Below are 25289 nucleotides of genomic sequence, written 5' to 3'. Positions count from 1 at the left end.
CCCTGACGTACCCATGAACAAGAACATCCGCCGTTCCATAGTCATCGCCGCCGGCGTCACCGGTGCCTGGGCGCTGGGCTCCTCCGTGGCGAGTGCCGACGAGTTGCCGGCCGTCTCCGTGTCCGTACCGGACGCCGTGGCGGACACGGCCGCCGACGCCGCCGAGAACGCCCCGGAAGCCGCGACCGACAACCTGACCGACGCCGTGACGGACACCACCGCCAAGGCCGACGCCACCACCACCGGCGCCGCCGCCACCGATGTCACCTCCGACATCACGTCGGACGTCCCCTCGGACGTCACCCCCGACCGCGACCACCTCACCCCCGTCACCGACGACGTCGACTACCTCTTCGGCCCCCTCTCCGCCTTCGCGCCGGAGCTGGACGGGACCCAGGCCCAGACCGCCGCCCAAGAGACGGTCGACGCCGTCGCGCCGCCGGTCGCAGACCAGGCCGTGACCGGTGCCGTGCCGATCGTCGAGGGCGTCGTCGAGGACGCGCGGCCGTACGCCACCGGGCTGGTCGGCCAGGCCACCGGCGACACCGCGGACGCCGTACTGCCGCCGGTCGCGAACACCGCCGTGGACGGTGCGGTGCCCGTCGCCGGGCAGGCCGTCCGGGACGCAGGCGGACTTGCGGACGGTGTCGTGGGCGACGTGCGGCCCTTCGCGGGCGGCGTCGTCGGAGCCGTACCGCCGCTGGCGCAGGGCGTGACCGGGCAGGTGGGGCCGTTCGCCGAGGGCGTCACCGGTGCCGTGCGGCCGGTCGTCGACGCCGTCGCCGAGACGGTCCGGCCGGTCGTCGAGGGCGTCGGCGGCAGCGCCACGACGCTGACGTACGGCGTCACCGGCGAGGTGGCCCCTTTCGCGCACGGCGTCACCGGGCAGGCCGCGCCCTTCGCGCAGGACCTGACCGGAACCGTCCGGCACACCCCGCTGGCCGACAACGCCGTCACCGGTGTGGAGGACGTCACCCGGTCGGTGACCCCCGCCTACGCGGCGGACCTCCGGGACAGCGCCTACGGCGCGCTCGGCAACCCGTACGGCGTCTGACATCCGCCCACTTGGACATCAGGTGAACCACGGGCTTCGCGGAGCGCACGGCCCCGGACGGTCCGGCCGAAAGCCGTCGGCCTCCGTCCGGCCGTAGCCCCGCGGATCGGGGCGGCCCGGTCCCCATTGGGGTGGGGACCGGCCGCCCCGCACCCCGGACCGCAGTGCTGCGGACCCCCGGGGCGTTCCACGGGCCTCACCGGGTTCACCCCAGCCCGGTGAGGCCCCTCCGCCGGTTCGCGGAGCCTCTGTCCCGCGCCCTGTCGAGTCCTCACATCCGGCACCCCGTGCCAGTGAGCACGGCATCATGTGACAGGCATCACCGCTCAGGTGTGACCCACGATTTAGAGACCCTCCGCAAGCGGCGATAACCTGCGAGACGGACATGCCGCGCGCTCGGACACCGTGTGCGCCCCCCTTGTGACTCACAGCGGACGTCACGTTGCCCTTCGCGGCACGCCCACGCATCCAACGAACCGCGAGATCACTGATAGGGACGGAAGCGCGTGGACCTGTTCGAGTACCAGGCGAGGGACCTCTTCGCCAAGCACGATGTACCGGTGCTGGCCGGTGAAGTCATCGACACGCCTGAGGCGGCGCGCGAGATCACCGAGCGTCTGGGCGGCAAGTCCGTCGTCAAGGCGCAGGTGAAGGTCGGTGGTCGCGGCAAGGCCGGTGGCGTGAAGCTGGCCGCCTCCGCGGACGAGGCCGTCGCCCGGGCGACGGACATCCTCGGGATGGACATCAAGGGCCACACGGTCCACAAGGTGATGATCGCCGAGACCGCCCCGGAGATCGTCGAGGAGTACTACGTCTCCTTCCTCCTCGACCGTGCCAACCGCACCTTCCTCTCCATCGCCTCCGTCGAGGGCGGCGTGGAGATCGAGGAGGTGGCGGCCACCCGTCCGGAGGCCGTCGCCAAGACCCCGATCGACGCGATCGACGGCGTGACGCCCGAGAAGGCGCGCGAGATCGTGGAGGCCGCGAAGTTCCCGGCCGAGGTCGCCGACAAGGTCGCCGACATCCTGGTCAAGCTGTGGGACACCTTCATCAAGGAGGACGCCCTCCTGGTCGAGGTCAACCCGCTGGCCAAGGTCGTCTCCGGCGACGTCATCGCCCTCGACGGCAAGGTGTCGCTGGACGACAACGCCGAGTTCCGCCACCCGGACTTCGAGGAGCTCCACGACAAGGCCGCCGCCAACCCGCTCGAGGCGGCTGCCAAGGAGAAGAACCTCAACTACGTCAAGCTCGACGGCGAGGTCGGCATCATCGGCAACGGCGCGGGTCTCGTCATGAGCACCCTGGACGTCGTCGCCTACGCCGGTGAGAAGCACGGCAACGTCAAGCCCGCCAACTTCCTGGACATCGGCGGCGGCGCCTCCGCCCAGGTCATGGCGAACGGCCTGGAGATCATCCTCGGTGACCCGGACGTCCGTTCCGTGTTCGTCAACGTCTTCGGCGGCATCACCGCCTGCGACGAGGTCGCCAACGGCATCGTCCAGGCGCTGAAGCTCCTGGAGGACCGCGGCGAGAAGGTCGAGAAGCCGCTCGTCGTCCGTCTCGACGGCAACAACGCCGAGCTGGGCCGCAAGATCCTCACCGACGCCAACCACCCGCTGGTCCAGCGCGTCGACACCATGGACGGCGCGGCCGACAAGGCCGCCGAGCTGGCCCACGCCGCCAAGTAAGCACTCAGGACGAGGACAGAACACACCATGGCTATCTGGCTCAACAAGGACAGCAAGGTCATCGTCCAGGGCATGACCGGTGCCACCGGCATGAAGCACACCAAGCTCATGCTGGGTGACGGCACCGAGGTCGTGGGCGGCGTGAACCCGCGCAAGGCGGGCACCTCCGTGGACTTCGACGGCAACGAGGTACCGGTCTTCGGCACCGTCAAGGAGGCCATCGAGAAGACCGGCGCCAACGTCTCCGTCATCTTCGTGCCGGAGAAGTTCACCAAGGACGCCGTCGTCGAGGCCATCGACGCCGAGATCCCGCTGGCCGTCGTCATCACCGAGGGCATCGCCGTGCACGACTCGGCCGCCTTCTGGTCGTACGCCGGCAAGAAGGGCAACAAGACCCGGATCATCGGCCCGAACTGCCCCGGCATCATCACGCCGGGCCAGTCCAACGTCGGCATCATCCCGGGCGACATCACCAAGCCGGGCCGCATCGGTCTGGTCTCGAAGTCCGGCACGCTGACGTACCAGATGATGTACGAGCTGCGTGACATCGGCTTCTCGACCGCCGTCGGCATCGGTGGCGACCCGATCATCGGCACCACGCACATCGACGCGCTCGCCGCGTTCGAGGCCGACCCCGAGACCGACCTGATCGTCATGATCGGCGAGATCGGTGGCGACGCCGAGGAGCGTGCGGCGGAGTACATCTCGAAGAACGTGACCAAGCCGGTCGTCGGCTACGTCGCGGGCTTCACCGCGCCCGAGGGCAAGACCATGGGCCACGCCGGCGCCATCGTCTCCGGTTCGTCCGGCACCGCCCAGGCGAAGAAGGAGGCCCTGGAGGCCGCCGGCGTCAAGGTCGGCAAGACGCCGACCGAGACGGCGAAGCTCGCCCGGGCCATCCTGGCCGGCTGACGAGGCCCCACCGGCTTCCCGGCCGATTCCGTACGCCGAGTGGCCCGCCCCTGATCACGGGGGCGGGCCACTCGGCGTACGGCACGTCACTCCAGCCGGGGCGTCAGCCGCTCCGGTCCGTCCTGCAACTGGTCCCGCAGCTTCTGCCGCAGCTCCAGCTCCTCGTCCGACAGCGCCCCCGGCGCCACCTTGGGCGGCACCCCACGCACCGTCTCCCCCGGGGACACGGGCGGCTCGTAGTGCGTGGGCGCGGTGCGCAGGGTCAGGGCCGTGGTGCCGATGAGGGCGACGGTGAAGGCGATCGCCGCCCGGGTCAGGAACCGCGCCCGGCGCTCGCTGCCCATCCGCACCGTCGGCGGCCTGGCCGCCCGCAGCCGCTCGGTCGACGCCAGCTCTGCCAGCCGCCGGTGCAGCACCTCCGGATCGGCCAGCTCGGGCAGCCGGTGGGCGATGGCCTCGCGGGCGTGCAGCAGCCGGTTCGCCGTCGCCGGGGTGCTCGCCTCCGTCTCCGCGGCCGTCTCGGGCAGGCCCAGACCCACACCGTCGTACAGCAGGAGCGTGCGGCGGTGCGGCGGGGGGAGCCTGAGCAGGGTGTTCAGCAGGGTGCGGTCGCCGGGGTCGGCGGGCGGCGGCTCCGGATGCCGGTGGCGCAGGCGGAACCGCTGCCAGGGCGAGAGCGCGTACTCGTACGCCGCCGCCCGCACCCAGCCCACCGGGTCGCGGTCGCGGGCCACCTCGGGCCAGTGCTCCCAGGCGACCTGGAAGGCCCGCTCCACCGACTCGCGCGCCAGCTCACGGCGGCCGGTCAGCAGGAAGGTCTGCCGTACGAGGGCGGGGGCGCCGAACTCGTACAGCGCGTCGAATGCCTGAGCGGGCGTCAAGGCGGCCGGATCGGGCGTCGGATCCGGCGTCGGCTCGGGCGTCGGCTCGGGCCGTGGTTCCGGTCCTGACTCCTGTTCAGCAGCCGGATCGGGACCCGGTTTCAGGCCCGGGCCCGGGTTCGGATCCGACCGCCGCTCGTCCAGTGGCTTCGCCGGGAGTACGAGGCTGTCGGCGGCCTCATCGGAGGCGTCCGCCGATCCGGTGCCGACGGCCACGACGACGGGTACCGGGGCCGGTTCCGGGGCCGGTTCCGGTGACGCGGTGGGCTCCGGCTTCGACCGCCGCGCCGTCGCCTCCTCGGCCAGGGTGTTCAGCAGTTTCGCGTACGCCTCCCGTTTCCGGCCGCGCGGGGTCGTGCGGCCGCTCTCCCACGCACGGACCGTCTCGCGGGTGACACCCACCCGCGCCGCGAGCTGAGCCTGCGTCAGAGCGGCGGTCTCACGCAGGCGTCGGCGTGCCTTGGGCGGAGGCAGCGGGGTTGCAGGGCGCCGCGTCACAGGGCGCCCCTTCGTACGAAAAAGTACATAAACATATATTGAGCGACACAGCGGAGCTTCGCCTGTTACGCCGGTAAAGCGCGTGTCGTTGGGAGCATGGCGGCGTGATCCAGACGACCGCTCGCCGAGCCCCGTTGTCCCTGCTGCGCACCCGCTGGCGCGACCGGTCGCCCGGGCTGGCCGCCGGCCTCCTGGGCGGTGTGGTCGCGGCCGGACTGGGGCTGGCTTCGTGTGCCGCGCTCGTGACGCTGCTGTGGATCAGCTCGCCGTACCCCGACAGCGGGCCCGGCGGCGCACTGCACGTCGCCGCCGCCCTGTGGGTGCTGGCGCACGGGGCCGAACTGGTCCGCGCCGACACGCTCTCCGGCGCCCCCGCGCCCGTCGGCGTCACCCCGTTGCTGCTCCTGCTGCTCCCGGTGTGGCTGCTGCACCGGGCGGCCCGGGACGCCACGGACCCGGGGGACGGCGTGGGTGTGGCCGTGGGCGCGGGCGCGAAGGCGGGGGTCGGTGTGCGTCTGGGCGGGGGCGGGATTCTCCCGGACGCCGGACCACCGCCCGTCTCCGCGCGCAACGCCTGGGCGGGGGTCGTCCTCGGCTACCTCGCCGTCGCCACGCCCGTCGTGCTGTACGCGGCGGGCGGTGCGCTGCGGCCCTCCTGGTGGTGGGCGGTGATGTGCCTGCCGCTGGTCACCATGGGCGCGGCGGGCGCGGGCGTGTGGACGGCGTTCGGCCGTCCGGGCGGGCCGGTGGGACGGGCGCTGCGCGTACTGCCCCGGAACCTGCGGGAGCTGATCGTGGAACCGGACGCGCGCCTGGGCGCCGCGACGCGCGCCGCGGGCGCCGGTGCGGCGGTGCTCGTCGGCGGCGGGGCGCTGCTGCTCGCGGTGTCGCTGGTGTGGCACGGAGCCGCCGCGCGGGAGGCGTTCCTGCAGCTGACCGAGGGGTGGTCGGGGCGGTTCGCCGTGCTGCTGCTCTGTCTGACACTGGTGCCGAACGCGGCGGTGTGGGCGGCGGCGTACGCCCTCGGTCCCGGATTCGCGCTCGGTACCGGCCATGTCGTGGACCCCTTCGCTTCCACCCCGGCACCACTGCTGCCGCCGTTCCCGCTGCTGGCGGCGGTGCCGGAAGCGGGTCCGGGCACGCCGCTGCACTGGACGGCCGGGGCGGTGCCGCTGGTGGCGGGGGCGGTGGTGGGGTGGTTCACGGCGCGGGCGGCGACGGGCGCGGACCCGGGCGCTCATGAGGCCGCCGGGGTGTGGTCGTGGCGGCGGACCGTCGCCGCCGCCGTACTGGCCGCCGTGCTCTGCGCGGTCCTCGTCGCCCTGCTGGCCGCGCTGGCGGGTGGGCCGCTCGGGGACGGTGCCCTCGCCCGGTTCGGGCCGGTGTGGTGGCAGGCCGGGGGCGCGACGCTGGCGTGGGTCGGGGTGGTGGCGCTGCCGGTGGCGGTGCTGGTGAGGGCGTGGCGGGGGCGGGGCGCTGCCGCTTCGGCGGAGGTGGCGGAGGGTGGGGAGGTAGCCGATGCCGGTGGTGGGGGTCTGTGGGGGTGGGTTTCGTTGCCCTCGGTGGGGCGGTGGTGGGGGCGGGGGGACGGTGGCGGTGGTGGAGTCGGTGGCGGTGGCGATGCGCCGTACGATCTGCTGCCGGTCGACTCCCCTGGGGAGGGGCCGTCGCGGGTGCCTTGAGTGGTGCCGGCGCGGCGTCGCCGCCGTGGCTTTTCGCCCCCGCCGCCCCTGCCCTTCCCGACCCTGGGGGCTGCGCCCCCAGACCCCCGCTTCGGCCTGGACGGCCTCGTCCTCAAACGCCGGACGGGCTGAAAGGCCCCCAGCGCCGGACGGGCTGAAAGGCCTCCAGCGCCGGACGGACTGGAAGGCCTCCAGCGTCGGACGGGCTGAAAGGCCTCCAGCGCCGGCGGGGCCGAAATCGCCGCGCCCGGCGTCAGCCCTCCGTGCCCAGCAGGTCCCGGAGCTGTTCCGGGAGGTGGGTCTCGCAGTTCTGCTTCGCCACGTTGGTCAGGGCGTCGTTCCGGCAGGTGTAGTAGTCGCTGTAGACCAGCTGTGCGCCGAAGGACGCGGCGACCAGGACGATGGCCAGGGAGGACGTGACCAGGCCGCTGATCGCGGCGGTCCGCTGCGGGCGGCCGGTCTGGTCGGCGGGCGGGGCCGGGGTGTCCGGGTCCGAGGCGGCGCGGGGCTTGGCGCGCAGTGCGCTGATGCCCCAGTACAGGGACAGGGCGCCGAGCAGCAGAGCCACGTACGGCCAGGTGAAGAGCGCGAAGAAGAGGGCCCACATGCCACACAGCAGGGCATAGCGGGCGCGCCGCTGGGCGGGGTCCGTCGGGTCCCAGCGCGGACCCGTGCCACCGCCCGACCCCTCGGGGCCGGAACCGGAACCGCCGGGCCGATCACCGAAGCCGCCGGGGGAGCGGCCGGGCTGCCGGTCGCTCCACTGGCGGCCCCACGGAGAACGTCCGCCGTCACCCCGGGAATCGCCGCCGTCGCCCGACGGGTGCCGCGGCTGCCAGGGGCGGTCCGGCGTGCCCTCCGGCGGCGGTGCGAACGGATTGTCCTTCTCGGTGGCGCCGTCCTGCTCGCCGCCGTCCGCCCGGTCCGAGGGAGTGTCGGGCGGTGAAGAGGGGCGCTCCCGCAGCAACACGGTGCTGCGCTCCCCTGGCTGCGCCGACTGCTGGGAGAGCGTGAGCAGTCGCAGGCTGCGGTCCGGCATCAAGTGAGCGTCTTCCCCTTGGCGACAGTGAACGGGCGATCTGGTGAAACGGGCGATCTGGTGGAACGGGCGTACCGGTCGGCACGACTGGTGAACGCGTAACGCGAAGGTGGCGTTCCCGGGCCGGCTCCACGCAGACGCTACCTCCCGGCCCCGCCCCCGTCCCGAGGGGGCCGTCCGGTGTGCCGGTATCGTTGCTGACGGTCGGCCGCTTCGTAGACTTCCCCGTATCCCGGGGCGCGAAGCATTCGTATGACCGCACAAACCGATGAACGTGCTCAACCGTCGGCCGTACGAAACCGACCGCACAGACCAGCTCCCCCGAGAAAGGCCCCCACCGTGGCCGCCAAGCCCGTGGCCCAGCGAGCCAAGCGCCTCGTCGTGCTGGTCTCCGGATCCGGCACCAATCTTCAGGCCCTCCTCGACGAGATCGCCGCCACCGGCGTCGAGGCCTACGGAGCCGAGATCGTCGCCGTCGGCGCCGACCGCGAGGGCATCGAGGGGCTGGCCCGCGCCGAGCGCGCCGGACTGCCGACGTTCGTACGGAAGGTCAAGGACTACGGGACCCGCGACGCGTGGGACACGGCGCTCGCCGAGGCCGTCGCCGACCACGAGCCGGACCTCGTCGTCTCGGCCGGGTTCATGAAGATCGTGGGCAAGGAGTTCCTGGCCCGCTTCGGGGGGCGGTTCGTCAACACCCACCCCGCCCTCCTCCCCAGTTTCCCGGGGGCCCACGGCGTGCGGGACGCGCTCGCGTACGGCGCCAGGGTCACCGGCTGCACCGTCCACTTCGTCGACGACGGCGTCGACACCGGGCCGATCATCGCGCAGGGCGTGGTGGAGATCCGGGACGAGGACGACGAGAGCGCTCTGCACGAGCGCATCAAGGAAGTCGAGCGAAGGCTGCTCGTCGATGTCGTGGGGCGGCTCGCCCGCAACGGCTATCGCATTGAGGGACGAAAGGTAGTTATCCAGTGACCGCCACCGCCGAGAGCAACAAGCGGGCCATCCGTCGCGCGCTCGTCAGCGTCTACGACAAGACCGGGCTGGAGGAGCTGGCCCGCGGGCTGCACGAGGCCGGCGTCGAGCTCGTCTCCACCGGTTCCACCGCCGGGCGGATCTCCGCGGCCGGCGTGCCCGTCACCAAGGTCGAGGAGCTGACCGGCTTCCCCGAGTGCCTGGACGGCCGCGTCAAGACCCTGCACCCCAAGGTGCACGCCGGCATCCTCGCCGACCTGCGCCTGGACAGCCACCGGCAGCAGCTCGGCGAGCTGGGCGTGGAGCCGTTCGACCTGGTCGTGGTCAACCTCTACCCGTTCCGCGAGACCGTCGCCTCGGGCGCCACCCCCGACGAGTGCGTCGAGCAGATCGACATCGGCGGCCCCTCGATGGTCCGCGCCGCCGCCAAGAACCACCCCTCGGTCGCGGTCGTCACCAGCCCCGCCCGCTACGCCGACGTGCTCTCCGCGGTGAAGGACGGCGGCTTCGACCTCGCCGCCCGCAAGCGCCTGGCCGCCGAGGCCTTCCAGCACACCGCCGCGTACGACGTGGCCGTCGCCTCCTGGTTCGCCTCGGAGTACGCCCCGGTCGACGACTCGCGGTTCCCCGACTTCCTGGGCGCCACGTACGACCGCGCGCACACCCTGCGCTACGGCGAGAACCCGCACCAGCCCGCCGCCCTCTACACCTCCCCCGAGGGTGGCGGCCTCGCCGAGGCCGAGCAACTGCACGGCAAGGAGATGTCGTACAACAACTACACGGACACGGACGCCGCCCGCCGTGCCGCGTACGACCACGCCGAGCCCTGCGTCGCGATCATCAAGCACGCCAACCCGTGCGGCATCGCGGTCGGCGCGGACGTCGCCGAGGCGCACCGCAAGGCGCACGCCTGCGACCCGCTGTCCGCGTTCGGCGGCGTGATCGCGGTCAACCGCCCGGTCTCCAAGGAGATGGCCGAGCAGGTCGCCGAGATCTTCACCGAGGTCATCGTCGCGCCCGACTACGAGGACGGCGCCCTCGAGGCCCTCGCCAAGAAGAAGAACATCCGCGTGCTGCGCGCCCCCGAGGCCCCGGCGGCCCCCGTCGAGGTCAAGCCCATCGACGGCGGCGCCCTCCTCCAGGTCACCGACCGCCTCCAGGCCGACGGCGACGACCCCGCCACCTGGACCCTGGCCACCGGCGAGGCCCTCTCCCCGTCCGACCTGGCCGACCTCGCCTTCGCCTGGAAGGCGTGCCGGGCCGTCAAGTCCAACGCGATCCTCCTCGCCAAGGACGGCGCCTCCGTCGGCGTGGGCATGGGCCAGGTCAACCGCGTCGACTCCGCGAAGCTGGCGGTGGAGCGGGCCGGCGCCGAGCGCGCGCAGGGCGCGTACGCCGCCTCCGACGCCTTCTTCCCCTTCCCGGACGGCCTGGAGATCCTCACCGCGGCCGGCGTGAAGGCCGTGGTCCAGCCCGGCGGTTCGGTCCGCGACGAGCTGGTCGTCGAGGCGGCGAAGAAGGCCGGCGTGACGATGTACTTCACGGGGACGCGGCACTTCTTCCACTGACGCGGCACGCGAGGGCGTCCCAGTGTGCCGGCACCGGCACCGGGACGCCCTCCGTCATGCTTCCCCCGTCACGCGGTCGAAGCCGTCCCCGCTCCCGCCCGCCGCAACGCGCCGTCCCGTGCCGCACGGAACTCCTCCAGCAGGGAGGTGCGTGCGGGCGGCAGCGCCTTCTCCACCTGCTTCTGGGCCCGGGAGATCTTTTCGGCGAGACCGGCCTCCACCTGGCACGCGGCGTCCCGCACGGCGATCCTCAGCTCCTCCCGGCCCGTGGCTCGCAGGGCAGCCGGGTCGGAGCCGGCGGAGTCGAGCCGCTTCTTCAACGCCTTGAGCGGGTCCTCGCGGCTCTCGTACCGGAAGCCCTCGTCCCGCATGCAGGCGGCCCACTTCCGTTCCGCCGACCGCACAAGGGGGTGGTCGTGCGTGTCCGTCACGACCGAGTTGTGAAGGCTCTGCAACGAGTACTGGGTCCGGTCCCACGAAACGCCGTACAGTGCCCGGCGCGCCACGGAGACGCAGGAATCGGTGGCCACCGACACGGTCGGTCCGTCAGGCAGTTCGATCTCCTCGCGTGGCCCGTTCGCCGCACCCTTGAGCGCACCCTCCCACGCGCGGCGGTCATGCTCGGCCAGCGCCGACACCCGTTGGGCGTTCGGGTCGGCCGGGGGCTTCTTCAGCCGCTCCACGGTCAGGCCGTAGCCGTCCTGGGCCGCGCGACCCCGCGTCAGGAGGCCGTAAGGGCTTTGGGCGGCCCTCCGCTGGACATCACCGACGGGTATCGCGTCGTAGCCGAAGCCGCGGCTCGCCATGCACTTCCGCACTTCCTGCTCCTCGGCGCGGTGCAGTGCGGCGGATTCGGCCGCAGTGAAGTGGAGCGCGCCGCCCAGCGGGCGGGGATCGGGCCGCTTCTCCGCCTCGGCCTCGCCGCCGGGGGACGCGGAGCACCCGGCGGCGAGGAGGGCTGCGGCGGTCAGCCACAGCAACCGGCGCATGTCAGCACCAGTTGTTGGACGCGAGGTCGTCGGCGAAGATGCCGCTGCGGTACGCGTCGAGGTTGCCGATGACGTACCCGCGCAGCAGGACGAAAGAGCTGCCCGAGTAGTTCGTACCGTTGTAGATGCGCACGTTGCACGAGTTGCCGTTGTTGTAGACCGACTCCGCGTTGTTGAACTTGTTGTACTGGAGCAGGTTCGTGTTGTCCCCGAACACCTCACCCGGGTCGCCCGAGCCGTTGTCCCCGAGGTAGGCGCACAGGGCTCCGGAGCTGCAGTCGGTCCAGGCCGCGCTCGCGGGTGTGGCGGTGGCGGCGATGCCCAGCCCCGCGAGTGCCGCCGCACCGAGCACGGCCGCGATCTTCTTCCTGATCATGCGATGTCCTCCCCTTGTTTCTGACTGGTTGCGCAGGCATCACTCTGGTCGTGGAGGCCGGTCCGCGGAACCTCGAACCTTGCAGGGTCGGCCTCTGCGGCGGTCGCCGAGCCGAGGCTCAGGTCAGGATGTGGCCGCAGCTGTCCACCCACCGGTGGGACGAGATCCGGTTGTCCACGGGGTCGCGGTCTTTGTTGTTGAACGTGTTGTCGCTGAGATCATCCGCGTACAGCTCGCCGGGCTTCAGACAGGCCTGACCGCCGCCGTAGTTGGTCAGCCGGTAGAACGCCACGATGTCGTAGCTGCCGACGTAGCCGCTGTTCATGACCGACGAGGCCCGGTTCTCGTCGGAGCCCTGGAAGGGGCCGCTGCTGTTGCCCCAGTCCGAGTCGTGGGACTGAGTGCCGCCGAGGTAGATGCCGGAGCAGTCGTTCAGCTGCCAGGCCCGGACCATTCCGTCCCGGCCGGGCCACTTGGCGTCGCAGTTCGGTCCCGCGTGGGCCGTGGTCGCGGTGGCGGAGACGCCGAGCACCGCCAGTCCCAGAGCGGCGAATGCCGCTGCCGTCCTACGCATGTGCGTCCTCCTTGTTGGTTCTCGCACGCACCGGCCGTCAGGGTTGACGGCCGGCGATCTTCTCGGCCCGGGCGAGCGCGTCCCGCTGGATCCGCCGTACGGTGTCCAGCGCGTCGCCGTAGTCGCCGCGCAGCCGGTCCATGTGATGGGCTTCGCGTTCCTCGGCGACCGTGCGCAGTGAGGTCTCGCGGGCGCAGGTGGCATCCGCTGCGGCGACCTCCCGCTCGGCCCCGAACGCTTCGGCCTCCGACAGCCGTTGGGACTGCCGCCGTACCGCCTCCCGGGCCTCGCCGGGGTCCGGATGGCCGTGCCCGGCACGTCGCATGCACTGGGACCACCGCTCCACCGCCGCGGTGAACCGCGAGTCCTTCAGCACGGCCTCCACGGCGTGGGCCTGGAGACCGGAGGCGGTCTTGTCGGCGGCGAACCAGGTCGCCAGGTCGCCGTACAGACGCTTCTCCGACTCGGCGACGCAGCCGCCCACCCGCTTGCGGTACGTCCCGCCCTCCGGCACCTCCGCCGAGAGTTCCCGCGCCGCGGAGCCGCCGCTGAGGGCGGTGTCGTAGCTCGCGCGGCGTTCCTCGGAGAGTGATTCGCGGTAGACGATGTTCGGGTTGCCCAGGCGCGCCCTGTCGGCCTTCGCCCGGATGCGGCTGCCGTATCCGTGCTCACGGGCCCAGGCGACATCGTCCTGCACGTACCCCACCGGGTGGTGTTCCTCGACGGTCAGCGGCCGGTACGCGTGGTAGGTGAAACCCTGTTCCGTCATGCAGCGCGCGATCAACCGCTGTTGGGCGTCCGACAGCCGCAGTTCCTCGGTGTAGGTCAGCTCCCGGGGCTCGGCCCGTTGTGCCGCCGTCGTGGCCGCTCTCGTGTCGGTGTCCCGCGTGCACCCGGTCACGAAGGCCGCGGCAACGGCGGTGACCGCGCAGACGACGCTGTAGACACGCCTCATCCCGTGCTGCCTCCCCCTGGTCCCGTGCGGCGCCGTCCGTCTCGGGCCGGCGCTTCACACGATGGCGGCCGCAGCCCGCCGGAGGTACCTGGAAGGTTCGAGGGAGGACCTGCAACAGTTCAGGTTGCCGCGGCGGCGGACCGCGGCTACGGCGAGTACGACCTCCGCGGGTCAGCAGCGTGCGATCCATTTGTGGGACAGCGGGGCGTACGTACCCGCCAGGTTCCCCTGGTTGCGCTGGGAGGTGCAGCCCGTGCGGTTCCGGGAGTTCTTCCGGGTGACGTCCTCGCCGACCGGGGTGAAGTCGCGGCCCCGGAAGTACGCCACGGCGCCGAGTCCTGTCGAGTCGTCACTGCTGTTGTTGAAGATGGACCGCACCGGCCGGTCCCGGGTCCACAGGCAGGTGTCCGCCCCCGACAGCCAGTCCCCGTCGTCCCTGTCCCAACTGCACATCTCGCCGGCGCCGTTGGGTTCGCTGAAGAAGCAGACGGAGGCGACCGGGCAGCGGTGGTACCCGTACGTCGGCTCGTCGTCCTCCCGGGCCGCGTACATCGTCGAAGCCGTGACCGCCGCCAGCGCCACCGCGACCAGGGTGCTCACCCGGGCGGTGCGCCGCAGACGGTACGGCCGCAGCCTCGGCAGGCGGGCGGCGGGGGACGTTCCCGCGACCCGCTCCACTCGGCGCAGGAGCGAGGCCGTGCCGGCGGTGCGGCCGGTGCGCTCCTCGTGCGTACGGGCGAGGCAGTCGGAGATGATCTCGCGCCAGGCGTCCGGGAGGCCGGGGGACAGGCGCAGTTCCTCGCGGCCGCGGGCGTAGCGCGTCGCCGCGTCGGAGCGGGCCTCCGAGGTGCCGCCGGGCAGCGGGAACTCGCCGGTCAGGACCACGTGGGCGAGGACGCCGAAGGCCCAGACGTCGGCGGAGGGGCGGATCCGCGTTCCGCGCTCGTCGACCTCGGGCCACAGGAGTTCGGGCGGGGTGTAGTCCGGGGTGGCGAAGGCGGGGGCGTAGGCGTGGGTGCCTTCCATCTCCGCGGCCAGGTTGAAGTCGGCGAGCCGGGCCGAACCGTCCGCCATCAGCAGAACATTGGCCGGTTTCAGGTCCCCGTGCACCCAGCCCGCGTGGTGCAGCTGGTGCAGGCCCTCGCAGATCTGGGCCAGCAGGGCGGGTCCGGCCTCCGGGGACGGCGTCCGGGCCAGTACGGCGTCCAGGGAGCCCTCGGCCCGCTCCAGCACCAGGACGGTGGCGCCGTCCAGCTCGGGATGGTCCGGGTCGTCGACCGCCAGGGTGTCGTACATCCGGATCAGCCGGGGGGAGCGGAGCCGCCGCAGTAACTGCACCTCTCGTTCGGCGAGGTCGCGCAGGTGGTGCAGCTGGCGCGGGGTACGGGTGCCGGTGGCCAGGAACTTGAGCGCCGCCCGGCGCGGCAGCTCGCCATCGTCGGCGGCGCGGGTCGCGTCGTAGACCGTGGCGAACGCGCCGGACGCGAGCGGCTCGCGCACCTCCCACGGCCCGATCCGGTATCCCTTCGGCACCGGGACCGCGTACGGCCGCCCGGTCACCGTGCCGCTCCGCTCGGAGCCGGGGCGAGTACGACCAGGTCGTCCTCGCGGACCAGGTCGAAGCGGAGGGCGAGCGACGCCAGGGACTCCTTCTTGCCGTGCGTGCGTCTGCCCGGCTCGGCCGTGTCCGGGCCGGGTCTCAGCCGCAGCTTGACGGCGAGGTAGTCGATGTTCCAGTAGACGGCGGAGCGGCTGACCTTGGGCCAGCTCGGGCGCAGCCGTTCCACTATCTCCTCGACAGCGGGCAGCGGGGCGCGGGGCTCCCCGCGCAGGCGCCGCTCGCACAGGGCGGCCAGGACCGCGAAGTACCGTTTGGTGCGGTCCAGGGCGAACGCCGGGACGGTGCCGGCCCCCTCGAGACCCCGGCGCTCGACGCTGCGGAAGGCGTGCCGCGGCGCCCAGACGTCGAAGGTGAGCAGGTCACCCGCGGCGGGCAGGGTCACACGCGCCAGCTCGAACGGTACGGGCGCCTCCACGCGGCCCGGAGCGACCTTGATGTGCTCGCCGGCGCCCTCCGGGTTCTCCACCACATAGGTCTGGTCCTCGCTGAGGTTGCTCAGCAGCCAGAACGTCCGGTGCGCCGCGATCTCCCCGGCGACCCGGGGCACTCCCGCGTGTGCGATGGCGAGTCCCCCGCCGCTCGGCTCGGTCCTGCCGAACTCGATGCTCTCGCCCGCGCTGATCCTCAGTTGGTCGGCCACACTGCCGCACGACGGCGGCACGACGATGACGCTGTACATGGAGTCGTCCCCCTCCCCCGATTGCTCGGGGTCAACATTCCCCAGTCCAACAACTGGCAGCGTACGGGAGGCGAGTGAGGGCAACCTAAGCATTCGGACGCGTCGGTGGGTCGGTGGATCGGCGGGCTCCGGACGCAGAAGACGCGGAAGAGGCGGAAGACGCGGAAGCGGCCCCCGGGCCCCCTCCGTGGAGGGGACCCGGGGGCCTTTCGGTCCGGCACGCTCCCGCGCGCGGATCAGCGGATCAGCGGATCAGCAGGGGCGCAGCGACCAGATCGGGTCCCAGGTGGCCGTGCCCGCCTGGTAGGCCGTCGAGGTCCAGCGGACGCTGCCGTCCTTGTTGAAGAACTTGGCGACCGTGCCGCGCGTCTGGTTGTTGGTGAACGGGCCGTCACCGGTCCAGTTGGTGACGTTCCACGTCTGGCACTTGTAGAAGTCGAACTTGGTGCCCTTGACGACCATGCACAGGTGGCCGTAGTCGCAGGCCAGGTCCTGGGCGCCCTTGGTCCTGGGCGCCTCGGTGACGGTCAGCCCCTCGTACTGGACCGCGTCGGCGGACACACGCAGCGGCGTCGGCTTGTCGGCCAGCACCTCGTCGGCGGCCTGCTGGAGCGCGGTCACCCGGGTGCCGGCCGGGTCGGCGGCGGCCGTGGCCGCGACCGTGGAGCCGGCGACCAGGGCCGATGCCGCGACGAGCAGCGCGGCGGGCTTGATGATGTTCACTGTTGTTCCCCCATGAACGTCGGTGTCGTACCGCCGGAGCGGTGTGCTCACACCGTGCCCGGGGCGGTCGCCGCGCGGTACCTCGTAACTCTCAGGGTCACTTCCTCCCCGGCGGCGTGTACTCCTTGAGGTGGTGAGCGACGCGGGCGGCGTAGTCGCGGTACTTCGGGGGAACCCCGCCCGCGTCGTTCACCTTGTCGTACGACGTCCGGTAGGCCACGGCGATCAGCACCCGGCGGTCGCCCGGGAGGCCGGCGTCGAGGCGCGGGGTGATCCAGCACAGGTAGCGGCCCATCGCCGGGATGGACTCGGCCGGCGGGAAGGGGGGTTCGGGGACCTCCTCGCCGGGGGTTCCGTCCTCGTTCATCCACCAGCGCAGGACGCTCGGGGTCCAGCGGGCGATTCCGTACTCGTTCTTCGCGGGGTCCGCGAGGGCCGGGTCGAAGTCGCTCTCCACCTTCAGCATGGCGGCGATCAGGGGCGGGCTGACCTCCTCGCGGTCGCAGTCGTGCGCCGTCTCGACGATCAGCAGGCGGTAGGCGGCCGGCACGTCCCGGTCGGTGCGCAGTTCACCGGCACCGTAGGAGGCGGCGGAGACGGTCGCGGTGCCGCCGGGACCCCGGCCGCCGGGTGCGGAGCCGGGGCCGTCGTCGCCGGCGCGGGTGCTGATGCCGTAGCCGAGCGCGGCGACGGCCACGGTGGCGGCCGCCGCGGCGAGGGCCGTGCGCCGGGGGCCCGCGCGGCGCGGCAGGACGGACCGGCCGCCCGTACCTCCCGCGGCCGCCGCCACCCGCCGCAACAGGGCGTCCGTGCCGATGCGTTCGGCGTGCGTACGGGTCAGGCACGCGCGCACGATCTCCCGCCACGCCTCGGGCAGCGCGGGCGACAGACGCAGCTCCTCGGTGCCGCGCGCGTAGGCGGCCCCGGCGTCGCGGCGGGCCGCCGGGGTGCCGCCGGGCAGCGGGAAGGAGCCGGTGAGGACGAGGTGGGCGAGGACGCCGAAGGCCCAGACGTCGGCGGAGGGGCGGATCCGCCGGCCGCGTTCGCCGATCTCGGACCAGAGCAGTTCGGGCGGGGTGTAGTCGGGGGTGGAGAAGGCGGGGGTGTAGGCGTGGGTGCCTTCCAGTTCGGCGGCCATGTTGAAGTCGGCGAGCCGGGCCGAACCGTCCCTCATCAGCAGCACGTTGGCCGGTTTCAGGTCTCCGTGCACCCACCCGGCGTGATGCAGCTGGGCCAGGCCCTCGCACACCTGGGCGACCAGCGCGGGCCCGGCGGCCGGGCGCGGCGACGCGGACAGCAGGGCGGACAGGGACCCCTCCGCCTTCTCCAGTACGAGCACGGTGGCGCCGTCGAGCGCGGGGCGGGCCGGGTCGTCGACGACGAGGGTCTCGTACATCCGCACCAGCCGGGGCCGCCGCAGCCGGCGGTGCAACTCGACCTCGCGCTCGACGAGTTCGCGCAGGTGGGACAGCTGGCGCGGGGTGCCCGTACCGGTCGGCAGGAACTTCAGGGCGGCCGTGCGCGGAAGGCCGCCGGCGTCGCCCCCACCGGCCCTGCGGGCCTCGTACACGCTGCCGAAGGCGCCCGTCGCGATCGGCGCCCGCACCTCCCAGACGCCGACCCGGTAACCCTTCGGCACCGGGACGGCGTACGGCTCGGTCACCGGGGCACCCGGCGCGGCGGTGCCGCGAGGACCACGAGGTCGTCCTCCCGTACGAGGTCGAAGCGGAGCGCCATGGACACCAGGGACTCCTTCTTGCCGTTGAGCCGCGCGCCCGCCTCCGCCGTCTCCGGGCCCGGCTTCAGCCGCAGCTTCACCGCCAGGTAGTCGATGTTCCACTGGACGGACGTGCGCGACGCGGCCGGCCAGCCCGGCCGCAGCCGCTCGACGACCTGCTCGACGGTCGGCAGCGGCGCGTGCGGCGCCCCGCGCAGCCGCGGTTCGCACAGGGCGGCCAGGACCGCGAAGTACCGTTTGGTGCGGTCGACGGAGAAGGCCGGGGCGGTCGGCTCGCCGTCGGTGCCGTCCTCGGCGCGCAGATAGTCGTGGCGCGGTGCCCACACCTCGACCGGCAGCAGGTCGCCCGCGGCGGGCAGCACGATCCGCGAGAACTCGAACGGCACCGGGGCGTCCAGCCGGCCCGGCGCCACCTTGATGTGCTCGCCGGCGCCCTCCGGGTTCTCCACCACGTAGGTCTGGTGGGCGGACAGGTTGCTCAGGGCCCAGAAGGTGCCGTGGGCGGTGATCTCACCGGCTCTGCGGGACACTCCGTCGTGCCCGATGAGCAGTCCGCCCTCGGGCACGGACCGCCCGAAGACGAGCCGTTCGCCGGGTGCGAGCCGGAACTGGGTGCGGGTGTGTTCGTCCTCCGTGGTCGGCGGAGGTACCACGATGATGCTGTACAAGGTGCGTCTCCCCGTGCCTGACGGCTACCCACGTCAGACTATTGCGACGCACCGGGGCCGTGTCTCCCCTCGTACGGGTGAGACACGGCCCCATGGCTTGATTGGCGCGAAGTGTGCCGTGGCGGGCGCCGGTTCAGTACTGCGGGCGGTTGAACCAGTAACTGCCGTTCTTGTTGGCGCAGAAGACGATGATCAGGATGCCGAGGACCAGGCTGATCAGGGCGAAGATGTTGGCGCCCAGCAGGTTGATCACGCTGACCAGCGTCACGATCGAGCCGTAGACGATCGCGGAGACCCGCGGACCGCCCCGGCCGGTGGCGAACTTGACACCTGTGAATATCGCCCAGAACGCGAACGCCAGGAAGATCACGCCGACGCCGATCATGAGGCCCGCGCCGATGCTCGTGACGGTGTCCGCGTCCTGCGCCGAGATGGTGGGGTCGGAGTTGACCTCGTCCTCGATGTAGTCGGCGAACCAGGAGCTGGCCGCGATCATCAGCACGCCGCCGATGACCTGGCAGGCGCCCAGCACGAACAGCATCACGCGCGCGGCCTTCACCGTGCCGGGCATGACCGCGGGGGCGGGGGCGTAGCCGCCGCCGTAGGGCTGGACCGGCGGGGCGGCGGGGTAGCCGTAGCCGGGCTGGCCCTGGGGCTGCTGCTGGGGGTAGCCGTAGTTCGGCTGCTGGCCGTGCTGCTGGCCCTGCTGGCCCTGCGGCGGACCGTAGGGGTTGTTCGGGTCGCCGAAACTCATGCGGGACTTCCTCCGTAGCTGTCACGTGCGGGGACGACGCGTGGCTCGATGCGGAGGAGGTACTTCGTGGCGGTTCGTCCCCCCGGTACGGCCCCGCGGCACTGTGCTTGTGCCCAATCGTTCTTGACCTATCTCTTACTTGTCCAGCCCGGCCGCAAGGTGTTGTGCAAGTGCAACAGCGTCGATCGCGATCAGCCGGGGTGGGACGCGCCCCGGGGCGCCCGGCCGGCGCTCCGGTCGAGGCCCCGGTCGGCGCCCGGTGAGCGCTTCGCCGGTGCCCGGATGTCGGCCGGATTGGAACCGGGGGCCGGTCATCCGCGAGGATGGGGGCATGACCGCCCAGATTCTCGATGGCAAGGCCACCGCAGCCGCGATCAAGTCCGAACTGACCGCCCGCGTGGCGGCGCTGAAGGAGAGGGGCGTCACACCCGGCCTCGGCACCGTCCTGGTCGGCGACGACCCCGGCAGCCAGAAGTACGTCGCCGGCAAGCACCGCGACTGCGCCCAGGTCGGCATCGCCTCCATCCAGCGCGAACTGCCCGCCACGGCGACGCAGGAGGAGATCGAGGCGGTCGTCCGCGAGCTGAACGAGGACCCCACCTGCACCGGCTACATCGTCCAGCTGCCCCTGCCGAAGGGCATCGACGAGAACCGCATCCTGGAGCTGATGGACCCGGACAAGGACGCGGACGGCCTGCACCCGATGAACCTCGGGCGTCTCGTCCTGAACGAGCCGGCCCCCCTGCCCTGCACCCCGAACGGCATCCTCACCCTCCTGCGCCGCCACGGCGTGGAGATCAAGGGCGCCGAGGTCGTGGTCGTCGGCCGCGGCGTCACGATCGGCCGCCCGATGCCGCTGCTGCTCACCCGGCGCAGCGAGAACGCCACCGTGACCCAGTGCCACACCGGCACCCGGGACCTGTCCGCCCACCTCAAGCGCGCGGACATCGTCGTCGCCGCGGCCGGCTCCCCGCACCTGGTCCGCCCCGAGGACGTCAAGCCGGGCGCGGCCGTCCTCGACGTGGGCGTCTCGCGCAACGCCGAGGGCAAGATCATGGGCGACGTCCACCCCGGCGTGGCCGAGGTCGCCGCCTGGATCTCCCCGAACCCCGGCGGCGTCGGCCCCATGACCCGGGCCCAGCTGCTCGTCAACGTGGTGGAGGCGGCGGAGCGCAGTGCCGGCTGACGACACCGACGCCGAGCGCCCGGAGCACGCGGACGACTCGGAGCACCGGAAGCACGTCGAGCACCGGGAGCACGCGGGGCACCGGGAGCACGCGGGGCACCGGAAGCACGCGGAGCACCCGGAGGACATCACCGTCCGGGACCCCGTCAGCGCGCCCGACGCCGAGGGCAGGCCGCGGCGGATCACCCGCCGGTTCCCGCTCTTCACCCGCGACACCGCGCGCCCCGAGGGCGGCGGCCGCGCCGCGGCCGGCGACGCCCCGGCGCCCGCCCGGCAGTGGCCGATCCTCCTCGTGGTCGGACTGGTGGGCCTCGGCCTGCTGCTGACCGCGCTGGACGTGTTCCGCTACGGGACCCTGCTGATCGGCACCGCCCTACTGGTCGGCGCGGCGCTGCGCTGGGTGCTGCCCGACGTCGGCATGCTCGCCGTGCGCTCCCGCTTCACGGACATCACCACCTACGGCATCCTCGGCCTCTCCATCGTCCTGCTGGCGATGATGGCCCAGCCGAAACCGTGGCTGGAGATCCCGTTCCTGAAGGACACCCTGCACTTCACGGTGAGTTAGCGAACGGCCCGTCCTCACCCCCGTGGAAGGACGGGCCGCCCGCCGGGACCAACCCTCCTGCACGGCGAACGCCCTGTTCAACGCCTGTCGGGGCGCTGTGGCACGGAAGTGACCGTTCCGCTACTCCGCTACGCGAGCCGCGAAAAACGGGGTTCGGTTCCGGGCAGGGGAACGCCGGTGGGACACTGGACCACGGGTCGGTGAGCGTGCGACGGTGCATGTTCGCGACCCCTGTGCTCCTGTGCGCCCCCACCCCGGGAACTGAGATCCTGACCGGGCGCATCCCTGTGGGTAGCCAGAACGGGGACTCCACGCGGGACGCCGCGCGCGAGGACCAAACGGGGAACGAACAGCACGTCACCGGGGGGAAGAGGGGGAAGCAATGCCTCGTTGGAAGGCCTTGCCGGATGAACTCGATCCGCAGATCAGAGAGTTCACGAGTCAGTTGCGCCGACTCGTGGACCGCAGTGAGCTGAGCATCGCGTCGGTGGCCGACGCCACGGGCTACAGCAAGACGTCCTGGGAGCGCTATCTGAACGGCCGGCTGCTGGCGCCGAAGGGCGCCATCGTGGCCCTCGCCGAGGTGACGCGGACCAATCCCGTCCACCTGACCACCATGTGGGAGCTGGCCGAGCGGGCCTGGAGCCGCTCGGAGATGCGCCATGACATGACCATGGAGGCCATCCGGATCTCCCAGGCGCGCGCCGCGCTCGGCGAGCTGGGCACGCCCGCGGCCAAGTCGGGCAACGGCGGCCGGAACGGCAAGGGGAGCCGGACCGGCCGACACGGCGGCGGCGCCACGGCCACGCCCGGGATCGCCGGACCGGCCGGTGTGGCACCCACGCTGCCGCCGACGGTTCCCGCGCAGCCGACGGCCGCCGACAGCCCCGACTCGGCCGTCGGTACGGTCCGGGGCGGCGGTGCGCCGGGCGCGCCCTCCGTCCCGTCGTCCGGCGGCGCGACCGACGGCAACTCGTGGGGCATCGCCGGGTACCGGGGACCGGCGCCGACCGGTGACCGTACGGCGTGGTCCGGGACCCGGGCCGACTCGGGGGAAGCCGCGCGGGGTCCGGCGGCGCCGGCCGCCGCCGCACCGAACGGCCACGGCCCCTCGGCCTCCCCGACGCCCTCCGGCTCGTACGGCGAGCCCCCGCACGGCGGCTCCCGTTCGCGGACCCGGCCCTCCGGGGGCGGCAGCAAGCGGATGACGACGTTCGTCGCGGGCGTCGTCGGCGTGCTCGTCGTGATCGCGGGCGCCTTCTTCCTTCTGAACGACGGTGGTGAGAAGAAGAACGAGGGCGCGAAACCGTCCCCGTCGCCCACCGTCAGCTCCGACCCCGAGCTGCCGCCCGGCGTGAAGTGCAGCGGCGACGCCTGCACCGGCAAGGACCCGGAGATCATGGGCTGCGGCGGCGACCTGGTGACCACCGCCGCGACCGCCACCGTCGGCACGGCCGCCGTCGAGGTCCGCTACAGCAAGATCTGCGGCGCGGCGTGGGCCCGGGTCACCCAGGCCGCCCAGGGCGACGAGGTGCAGGTGAGCGCGGACGGCGCGAGCCCGCAGACGGGCTCGATCACCGGGGCCGCCGACACCGTCGCGTACACCCCGATGGTGGCGGTCAAGTCCGCGGCCGACGCCAAGGCGTGCGTGACGCTGGCGGCGGGCCAGAAGGGCTGCACGGAGTAGCCGCGGGGAGAAAAATCCTCCGCGGCAGGCATGGCCCGCGGAGTCAGGGGCACGCGAGAAGTACCCCCACGGGAGTCCGGCAACGGTATCCCCGAACGGCGGTCGCCTTCGTCCCCCCTCTCCCGGACAGGCGGCCGCCTTTTCATGCCCTCGGTTCCGCACGCCGTTCGCGCGCGCGGGTGATCCGGCGGTGATCCTGTGGGACGGGCCACACCGACCCGGACGTCCCGGGCACGGGAGGCGCGATAGCCTGACGGCTGGATCGATCTCTTGATACCAAGAGATCGATCAAACGCCCGGGGCAGGGACGCCCCACCGCCAGCTGTCATACGGAGAACGCCATGACCCGCACTCCCGTGAACGTCACCGTCACCGGCGCGGCCGGCCAGATCGGTTACGCCCTGCTCTTCCGCATCGCCTCCGGCCAGCTGCTCGGCGCGGACGTGCCGGTCAAGCTGCGCCTCCTGGAGATCACCCCGGCGCTCAACGCCGCCGCGGGCACCGCGATGGAGCTGGACGACTGCGCGTTCCCGCTCCTCCAGGGCATCGAGATCACCGACGACCCGAACGTCGCCTTCGACGGCGCCAACGTCGCCCTCCTCGTCGGCGCCCGCCCTCGCACCAAGGGCATGGAGCGCGGTGACCTCCTGGAGGCCAACGGCGGCATCTTCAAGCCGCAGGGCAAGGCCATCAACGACCACGCCGCGGACGACATCAAGGTCCTCGTTGTCGGCAACCCGGCCAACACCAACGCCCTGATCGCCCAGGCCGCCGCCCCGGACGTACCGGCCGAGCGCTTCACCGCCATGACCCGCCTGGACCACAACCGCGCGCTGACCCAGCTCGCGAAGAAGACGGGCTCGTCGGTCACCGACATCAAGCGCCTGACCATCTGGGGCAACCACTCCGCCACGCAGTACCCGGACATCTTCAACGCCACCATCGCCGGCAAGAACGCCGCCGAGGTCGTGGGCGACGAGAAGTGGCTGGCCGAGGACTTCATCCCGACCGTCGCCAAGCGCGGCGCCGCCATCATCGAGGCCCGCGGCGCCTCGTCGGCCGCGTCCGCCGCCAACGCCGCCATCGACCACGTCCACACCTGGGTCAACGGCACCGCCGAGGGCGACTGGGCCTCCATGGGCATCCCGTCGGACGGCTCCTACGGCGTCCCGGAGGGCATCATCTCCTCCTTCCCGGTCACCACCAAGGACGGCAAGTACGAGATCGTCCAGGGCCTGGACATCAACGAGTTCTCCCGCGCCCGCATCGACGCCTCCGTCAAGGAGCTGTCGGAGGAGCGCGAGGCGGTCCGCGCTCTCGGCCTCATCTGAGCCCACCCCGCCCGCACGGGCCCCGTTCCGGTTCCGGGACGGGGCCCGCGCCCGTTGTCAGGCTCGCGGCAGCCGCTTCTCGAACCAGTGCCCGGCGTAGACATGGTCGGAGTACGCCGGGATCTCGGTGTAGCCGGACGCCTCGTACATCGCCCGCGCCTCGGTGAGCACGGCGTGCGTGTCGAGCCGTACGACGGTCAGGCCGCGCGCGGCGGCCTCGCCCTCCAGCCCGTCGAGCAGGCGCCGGGCCAGCCCGAGCCGCCGGGCGCCGGGGTGCACCCACACGTGCTTGATCTCGCCGACCCCGGGTGCCGTCCGCCGCAGCGCCCCGCAGCCGACCGGCCGCCCCTCCTCGTACGCGACGAGGAACGCCCCGGCGTCCCCCGACACCTCCTCGGGCCCCACGAGGTCGGAGGGGTCGAAGCCCTCGGGGAAGCGCGCGTCCAGGTCGGCGGCGTAGGCGGCCAGGCAGGCGCGGGCGTCCGGGACGCGGGCGTCGACCGGTGTCACGGTGACGGCGGCCAGCCGCAGCAGGCGCTGGGCGGTGGCCATGGCGTCGGTCAGCCGTCGGCGCTGGTCCGGGGCGAGCCCCTGGAGCAGCCCGGAGACGAGCACGTCGGCCCGGCGGTTCTGCTCCGCGACCTCGGCCCGTCCGGCGGGGGTCGGCTCGACCGTACGCAGCCGGCTGTCGCCGGGGTGCACGCCCAGCCGGACCATGCCCTGCGCCTCCAGGGCCCTCACCATCCGGCTCAGGTACCCGGCGTCCAGGCCGAGGCGGACGCGCAGGTCCCGCAGGGACACCCCGGAGCCGCTCTCGGCGATCTCGAAGAGCAGCCGGGCCTCGCCGAGCGGGCGGTCCTGGCCGAGATAGCGGTCGTCGAGGACGCCGATGCGACGCGTGAAATAACGGTTGAAGTGCCGCAACGCCGTGACGTCCTCCGTCACCGCGCCCCCGGTCACCGCGCTCTCTGCCGCGCCCTCTGTCACTGGCTCCATACCTTTGACCCTAGTCAAAGGAAACCGACGCGTCCATGTGCGCGCTTCATGCCCATCCGTCCCTTTCCTTAGTGATGCGCCGCACTTTCGGTCACCGGTTCGGCATGCATGCGGGGCCGGTGGGCAGGGGCTCACGGTCCCCGGGAG

23 protein-coding genes are annotated in these 25289 nt (G+C 72.6%); 10 read left to right on the top strand and 13 right to left on the bottom strand.

From position 1 onward, the window contains the following. The first annotated feature begins 13 nt into the window (after positions 1-13). From RI578_RS15530 to sucD, 3 genes are all read left to right on the top strand, one after another. Entirely contained in the window at positions 14-1054 is a 1041-nt protein-coding gene (locus RI578_RS15530) for a hypothetical protein (RefSeq protein ID WP_310871660.1), read from the top strand. 506 nt (positions 1055-1560) lie between these two features. Continuing rightward, entirely contained in the window at positions 1561-2742 is a 1182-nt protein-coding gene (sucC, locus tag RI578_RS15525) for an ADP-forming succinate--CoA ligase subunit beta (RefSeq protein WP_121748768.1), read from the top strand. A 27-nt stretch (positions 2743-2769) separates the two neighbouring features. Continuing rightward, positions 2770-3654, top strand: a complete 885-nt coding sequence (gene sucD / locus RI578_RS15520; protein WP_003974163.1) for a succinate--CoA ligase subunit alpha — start codon at positions 2770-2772, stop codon at positions 3652-3654. An 86-nt stretch (positions 3655-3740) separates the two neighbouring features. On the opposite strand, the gene RI578_RS15515 is transcribed toward sucD, so the two are convergent. Beyond that, complete coding sequence (locus tag RI578_RS15515) at positions 3741-5033, bottom strand: helix-turn-helix domain-containing protein (RefSeq protein ID WP_310871659.1); 1293 nt, start codon at positions 5031-5033, stop codon at positions 3741-3743. 104 nt (positions 5034-5137) lie between these two features. Here RI578_RS15515 and RI578_RS15510 point away from each other — a divergent pair, with 104 nt between their 5' ends. Continuing rightward, on the top strand, positions 5138-6715 hold the full coding sequence (locus tag RI578_RS15510) for a DUF6350 family protein (protein WP_310871658.1): 1578 nt from the start codon (positions 5138-5140) through the stop codon (positions 6713-6715). 253 nt (positions 6716-6968) lie between these two features. Here the strand turns inward: RI578_RS15510 and RI578_RS15505 are convergent, their stop codons facing one another. After that, positions 6969-7754, bottom strand: coding sequence for a hypothetical protein (locus tag RI578_RS15505; RefSeq protein ID WP_310871657.1), 786 nt, complete (start codon positions 7752-7754; stop codon positions 6969-6971). Between the two features lie 339 nt (positions 7755-8093). Here RI578_RS15505 and purN point away from each other — a divergent pair, with 339 nt between their 5' ends. Together purN and purH are read left to right on the top strand one after the other, a co-directional pair. Beyond that, positions 8094-8732 carry a phosphoribosylglycinamide formyltransferase gene (gene purN, locus RI578_RS15500; RefSeq protein ID WP_310871656.1) on the top strand — a complete coding sequence of 213 codons (639 nt, stop codon included), beginning with the start codon at positions 8094-8096 and terminating at the stop codon, positions 8730-8732. After that, positions 8729-10300, top strand: a complete 1572-nt coding sequence (gene purH / locus RI578_RS15495) for a bifunctional phosphoribosylaminoimidazolecarboxamide formyltransferase/IMP cyclohydrolase (protein ID WP_310871655.1) — start codon at positions 8729-8731, stop codon at positions 10298-10300. Before purN ends, purH begins: the two co-directional genes overlap by 4 nt. A gap of 68 nt (positions 10301-10368) precedes the next feature. On the opposite strand, the gene RI578_RS15490 is transcribed toward purH, so the two are convergent. The 10 genes from RI578_RS15490 to RI578_RS15445 form a co-directional block, all read right to left on the bottom strand. After that, on the bottom strand, positions 10369-11289 hold the full coding sequence (locus RI578_RS15490) for a hypothetical protein (protein WP_310871654.1): 921 nt from the start codon (positions 11287-11289) through the stop codon (positions 10369-10371). Between the two features lies 1 nt (position 11290). Further along, entirely contained in the window at positions 11291-11665 is a 375-nt protein-coding gene (locus tag RI578_RS15485) for a peptidase inhibitor family I36 protein (protein ID WP_310871653.1), read from the bottom strand. Positions 11666-11783: 118 nt separating this feature from the next. Continuing rightward, the gene (locus RI578_RS15480; RefSeq protein ID WP_310871652.1) at positions 11784-12239 is read right to left on the bottom strand and encodes a hypothetical protein; all 456 of its coding nucleotides are present in this window, start codon (positions 12237-12239) and stop codon (positions 11784-11786) included. 37 nt (positions 12240-12276) lie between these two features. Further along, a complete protein-coding gene (locus tag RI578_RS15475; protein ID WP_310871651.1) occupies positions 12277-13194 on the bottom strand; it encodes a hypothetical protein in 918 nt (305 codons plus the stop codon). Between the two features lie 171 nt (positions 13195-13365). Continuing rightward, positions 13366-14754, bottom strand: coding sequence for a protein kinase domain-containing protein (locus tag RI578_RS15470; RefSeq protein WP_310871650.1), 1389 nt, complete (start codon positions 14752-14754; stop codon positions 13366-13368). Further along, on the bottom strand, positions 14751-15494 hold the full coding sequence (locus RI578_RS15465; RefSeq protein ID WP_310871649.1) for an FHA domain-containing protein: 744 nt from the start codon (positions 15492-15494) through the stop codon (positions 14751-14753). Before RI578_RS15465 ends, RI578_RS15470 begins: the two co-directional genes overlap by 4 nt. A 252-nt stretch (positions 15495-15746) precedes the next feature. After that, a complete protein-coding gene (locus RI578_RS15460; protein ID WP_310871648.1) occupies positions 15747-16217 on the bottom strand; it encodes a hypothetical protein in 471 nt (156 codons plus the stop codon). 97 nt (positions 16218-16314) lie between these two features. Beyond that, positions 16315-17880: a protein kinase domain-containing protein gene (locus tag RI578_RS15455; RefSeq protein ID WP_310871647.1), complete on the bottom strand. Its 1566-nt coding sequence runs from the start codon at positions 17878-17880 to the stop codon at positions 16315-16317. Then, a complete protein-coding gene (locus tag RI578_RS15450) occupies positions 17877-18623 on the bottom strand; it encodes an FHA domain-containing protein (RefSeq protein WP_310871646.1) in 747 nt (248 codons plus the stop codon). Before RI578_RS15450 ends, RI578_RS15455 begins: the two co-directional genes overlap by 4 nt. Positions 18624-18756: 133 nt before the next feature. Next, positions 18757-19377, bottom strand: a complete 621-nt coding sequence (locus RI578_RS15445; RefSeq protein WP_310871645.1) for a hypothetical protein — start codon at positions 19375-19377, stop codon at positions 18757-18759. A 331-nt stretch (positions 19378-19708) separates the two neighbouring features. Between RI578_RS15445 and RI578_RS15440 the strand changes: the two genes are divergently transcribed. From RI578_RS15440 to RI578_RS15425, 4 genes are all read left to right on the top strand, one after another. Beyond that, the gene (locus RI578_RS15440; RefSeq protein ID WP_310871644.1) at positions 19709-20563 is read left to right on the top strand and encodes a bifunctional methylenetetrahydrofolate dehydrogenase/methenyltetrahydrofolate cyclohydrolase; all 855 of its coding nucleotides are present in this window, start codon (positions 19709-19711) and stop codon (positions 20561-20563) included. A 127-nt stretch (positions 20564-20690) separates the two neighbouring features. Continuing rightward, on the top strand, positions 20691-21128 hold the full coding sequence (locus RI578_RS15435) for a DUF3017 domain-containing protein (protein ID WP_310875776.1): 438 nt from the start codon (positions 20691-20693) through the stop codon (positions 21126-21128). A gap of 382 nt (positions 21129-21510) precedes the next feature. Continuing rightward, entirely contained in the window at positions 21511-22815 is a 1305-nt protein-coding gene (locus RI578_RS15430; protein ID WP_310871643.1) for a DUF2690 domain-containing protein, read from the top strand. Between the two features lie 341 nt (positions 22816-23156). Next, positions 23157-24146, top strand: coding sequence for a malate dehydrogenase (locus RI578_RS15425; RefSeq protein ID WP_310871642.1), 990 nt, complete (start codon positions 23157-23159; stop codon positions 24144-24146). A gap of 57 nt (positions 24147-24203) precedes the next feature. Here RI578_RS15425 and RI578_RS15420 read toward each other — a convergent pair whose 3' ends face one another. Next, positions 24204-25142, bottom strand: a complete 939-nt coding sequence (locus RI578_RS15420; RefSeq protein ID WP_310871641.1) for a bifunctional helix-turn-helix transcriptional regulator/GNAT family N-acetyltransferase — start codon at positions 25140-25142, stop codon at positions 24204-24206. Positions 25143-25289 lie beyond the last annotated feature (147 nt).

It is taken from the genome of Streptomyces sp. BB1-1-1, assembly GCF_031597775.1.
Lineage (GTDB): Bacteria > Actinomycetota > Actinomycetes > Streptomycetales > Streptomycetaceae > Streptomyces > Streptomyces thinghirensis.
Note: the sequence above shows the minus strand (reverse complement) of the source record. Positions and strands in the feature narration are given on the sequence as shown.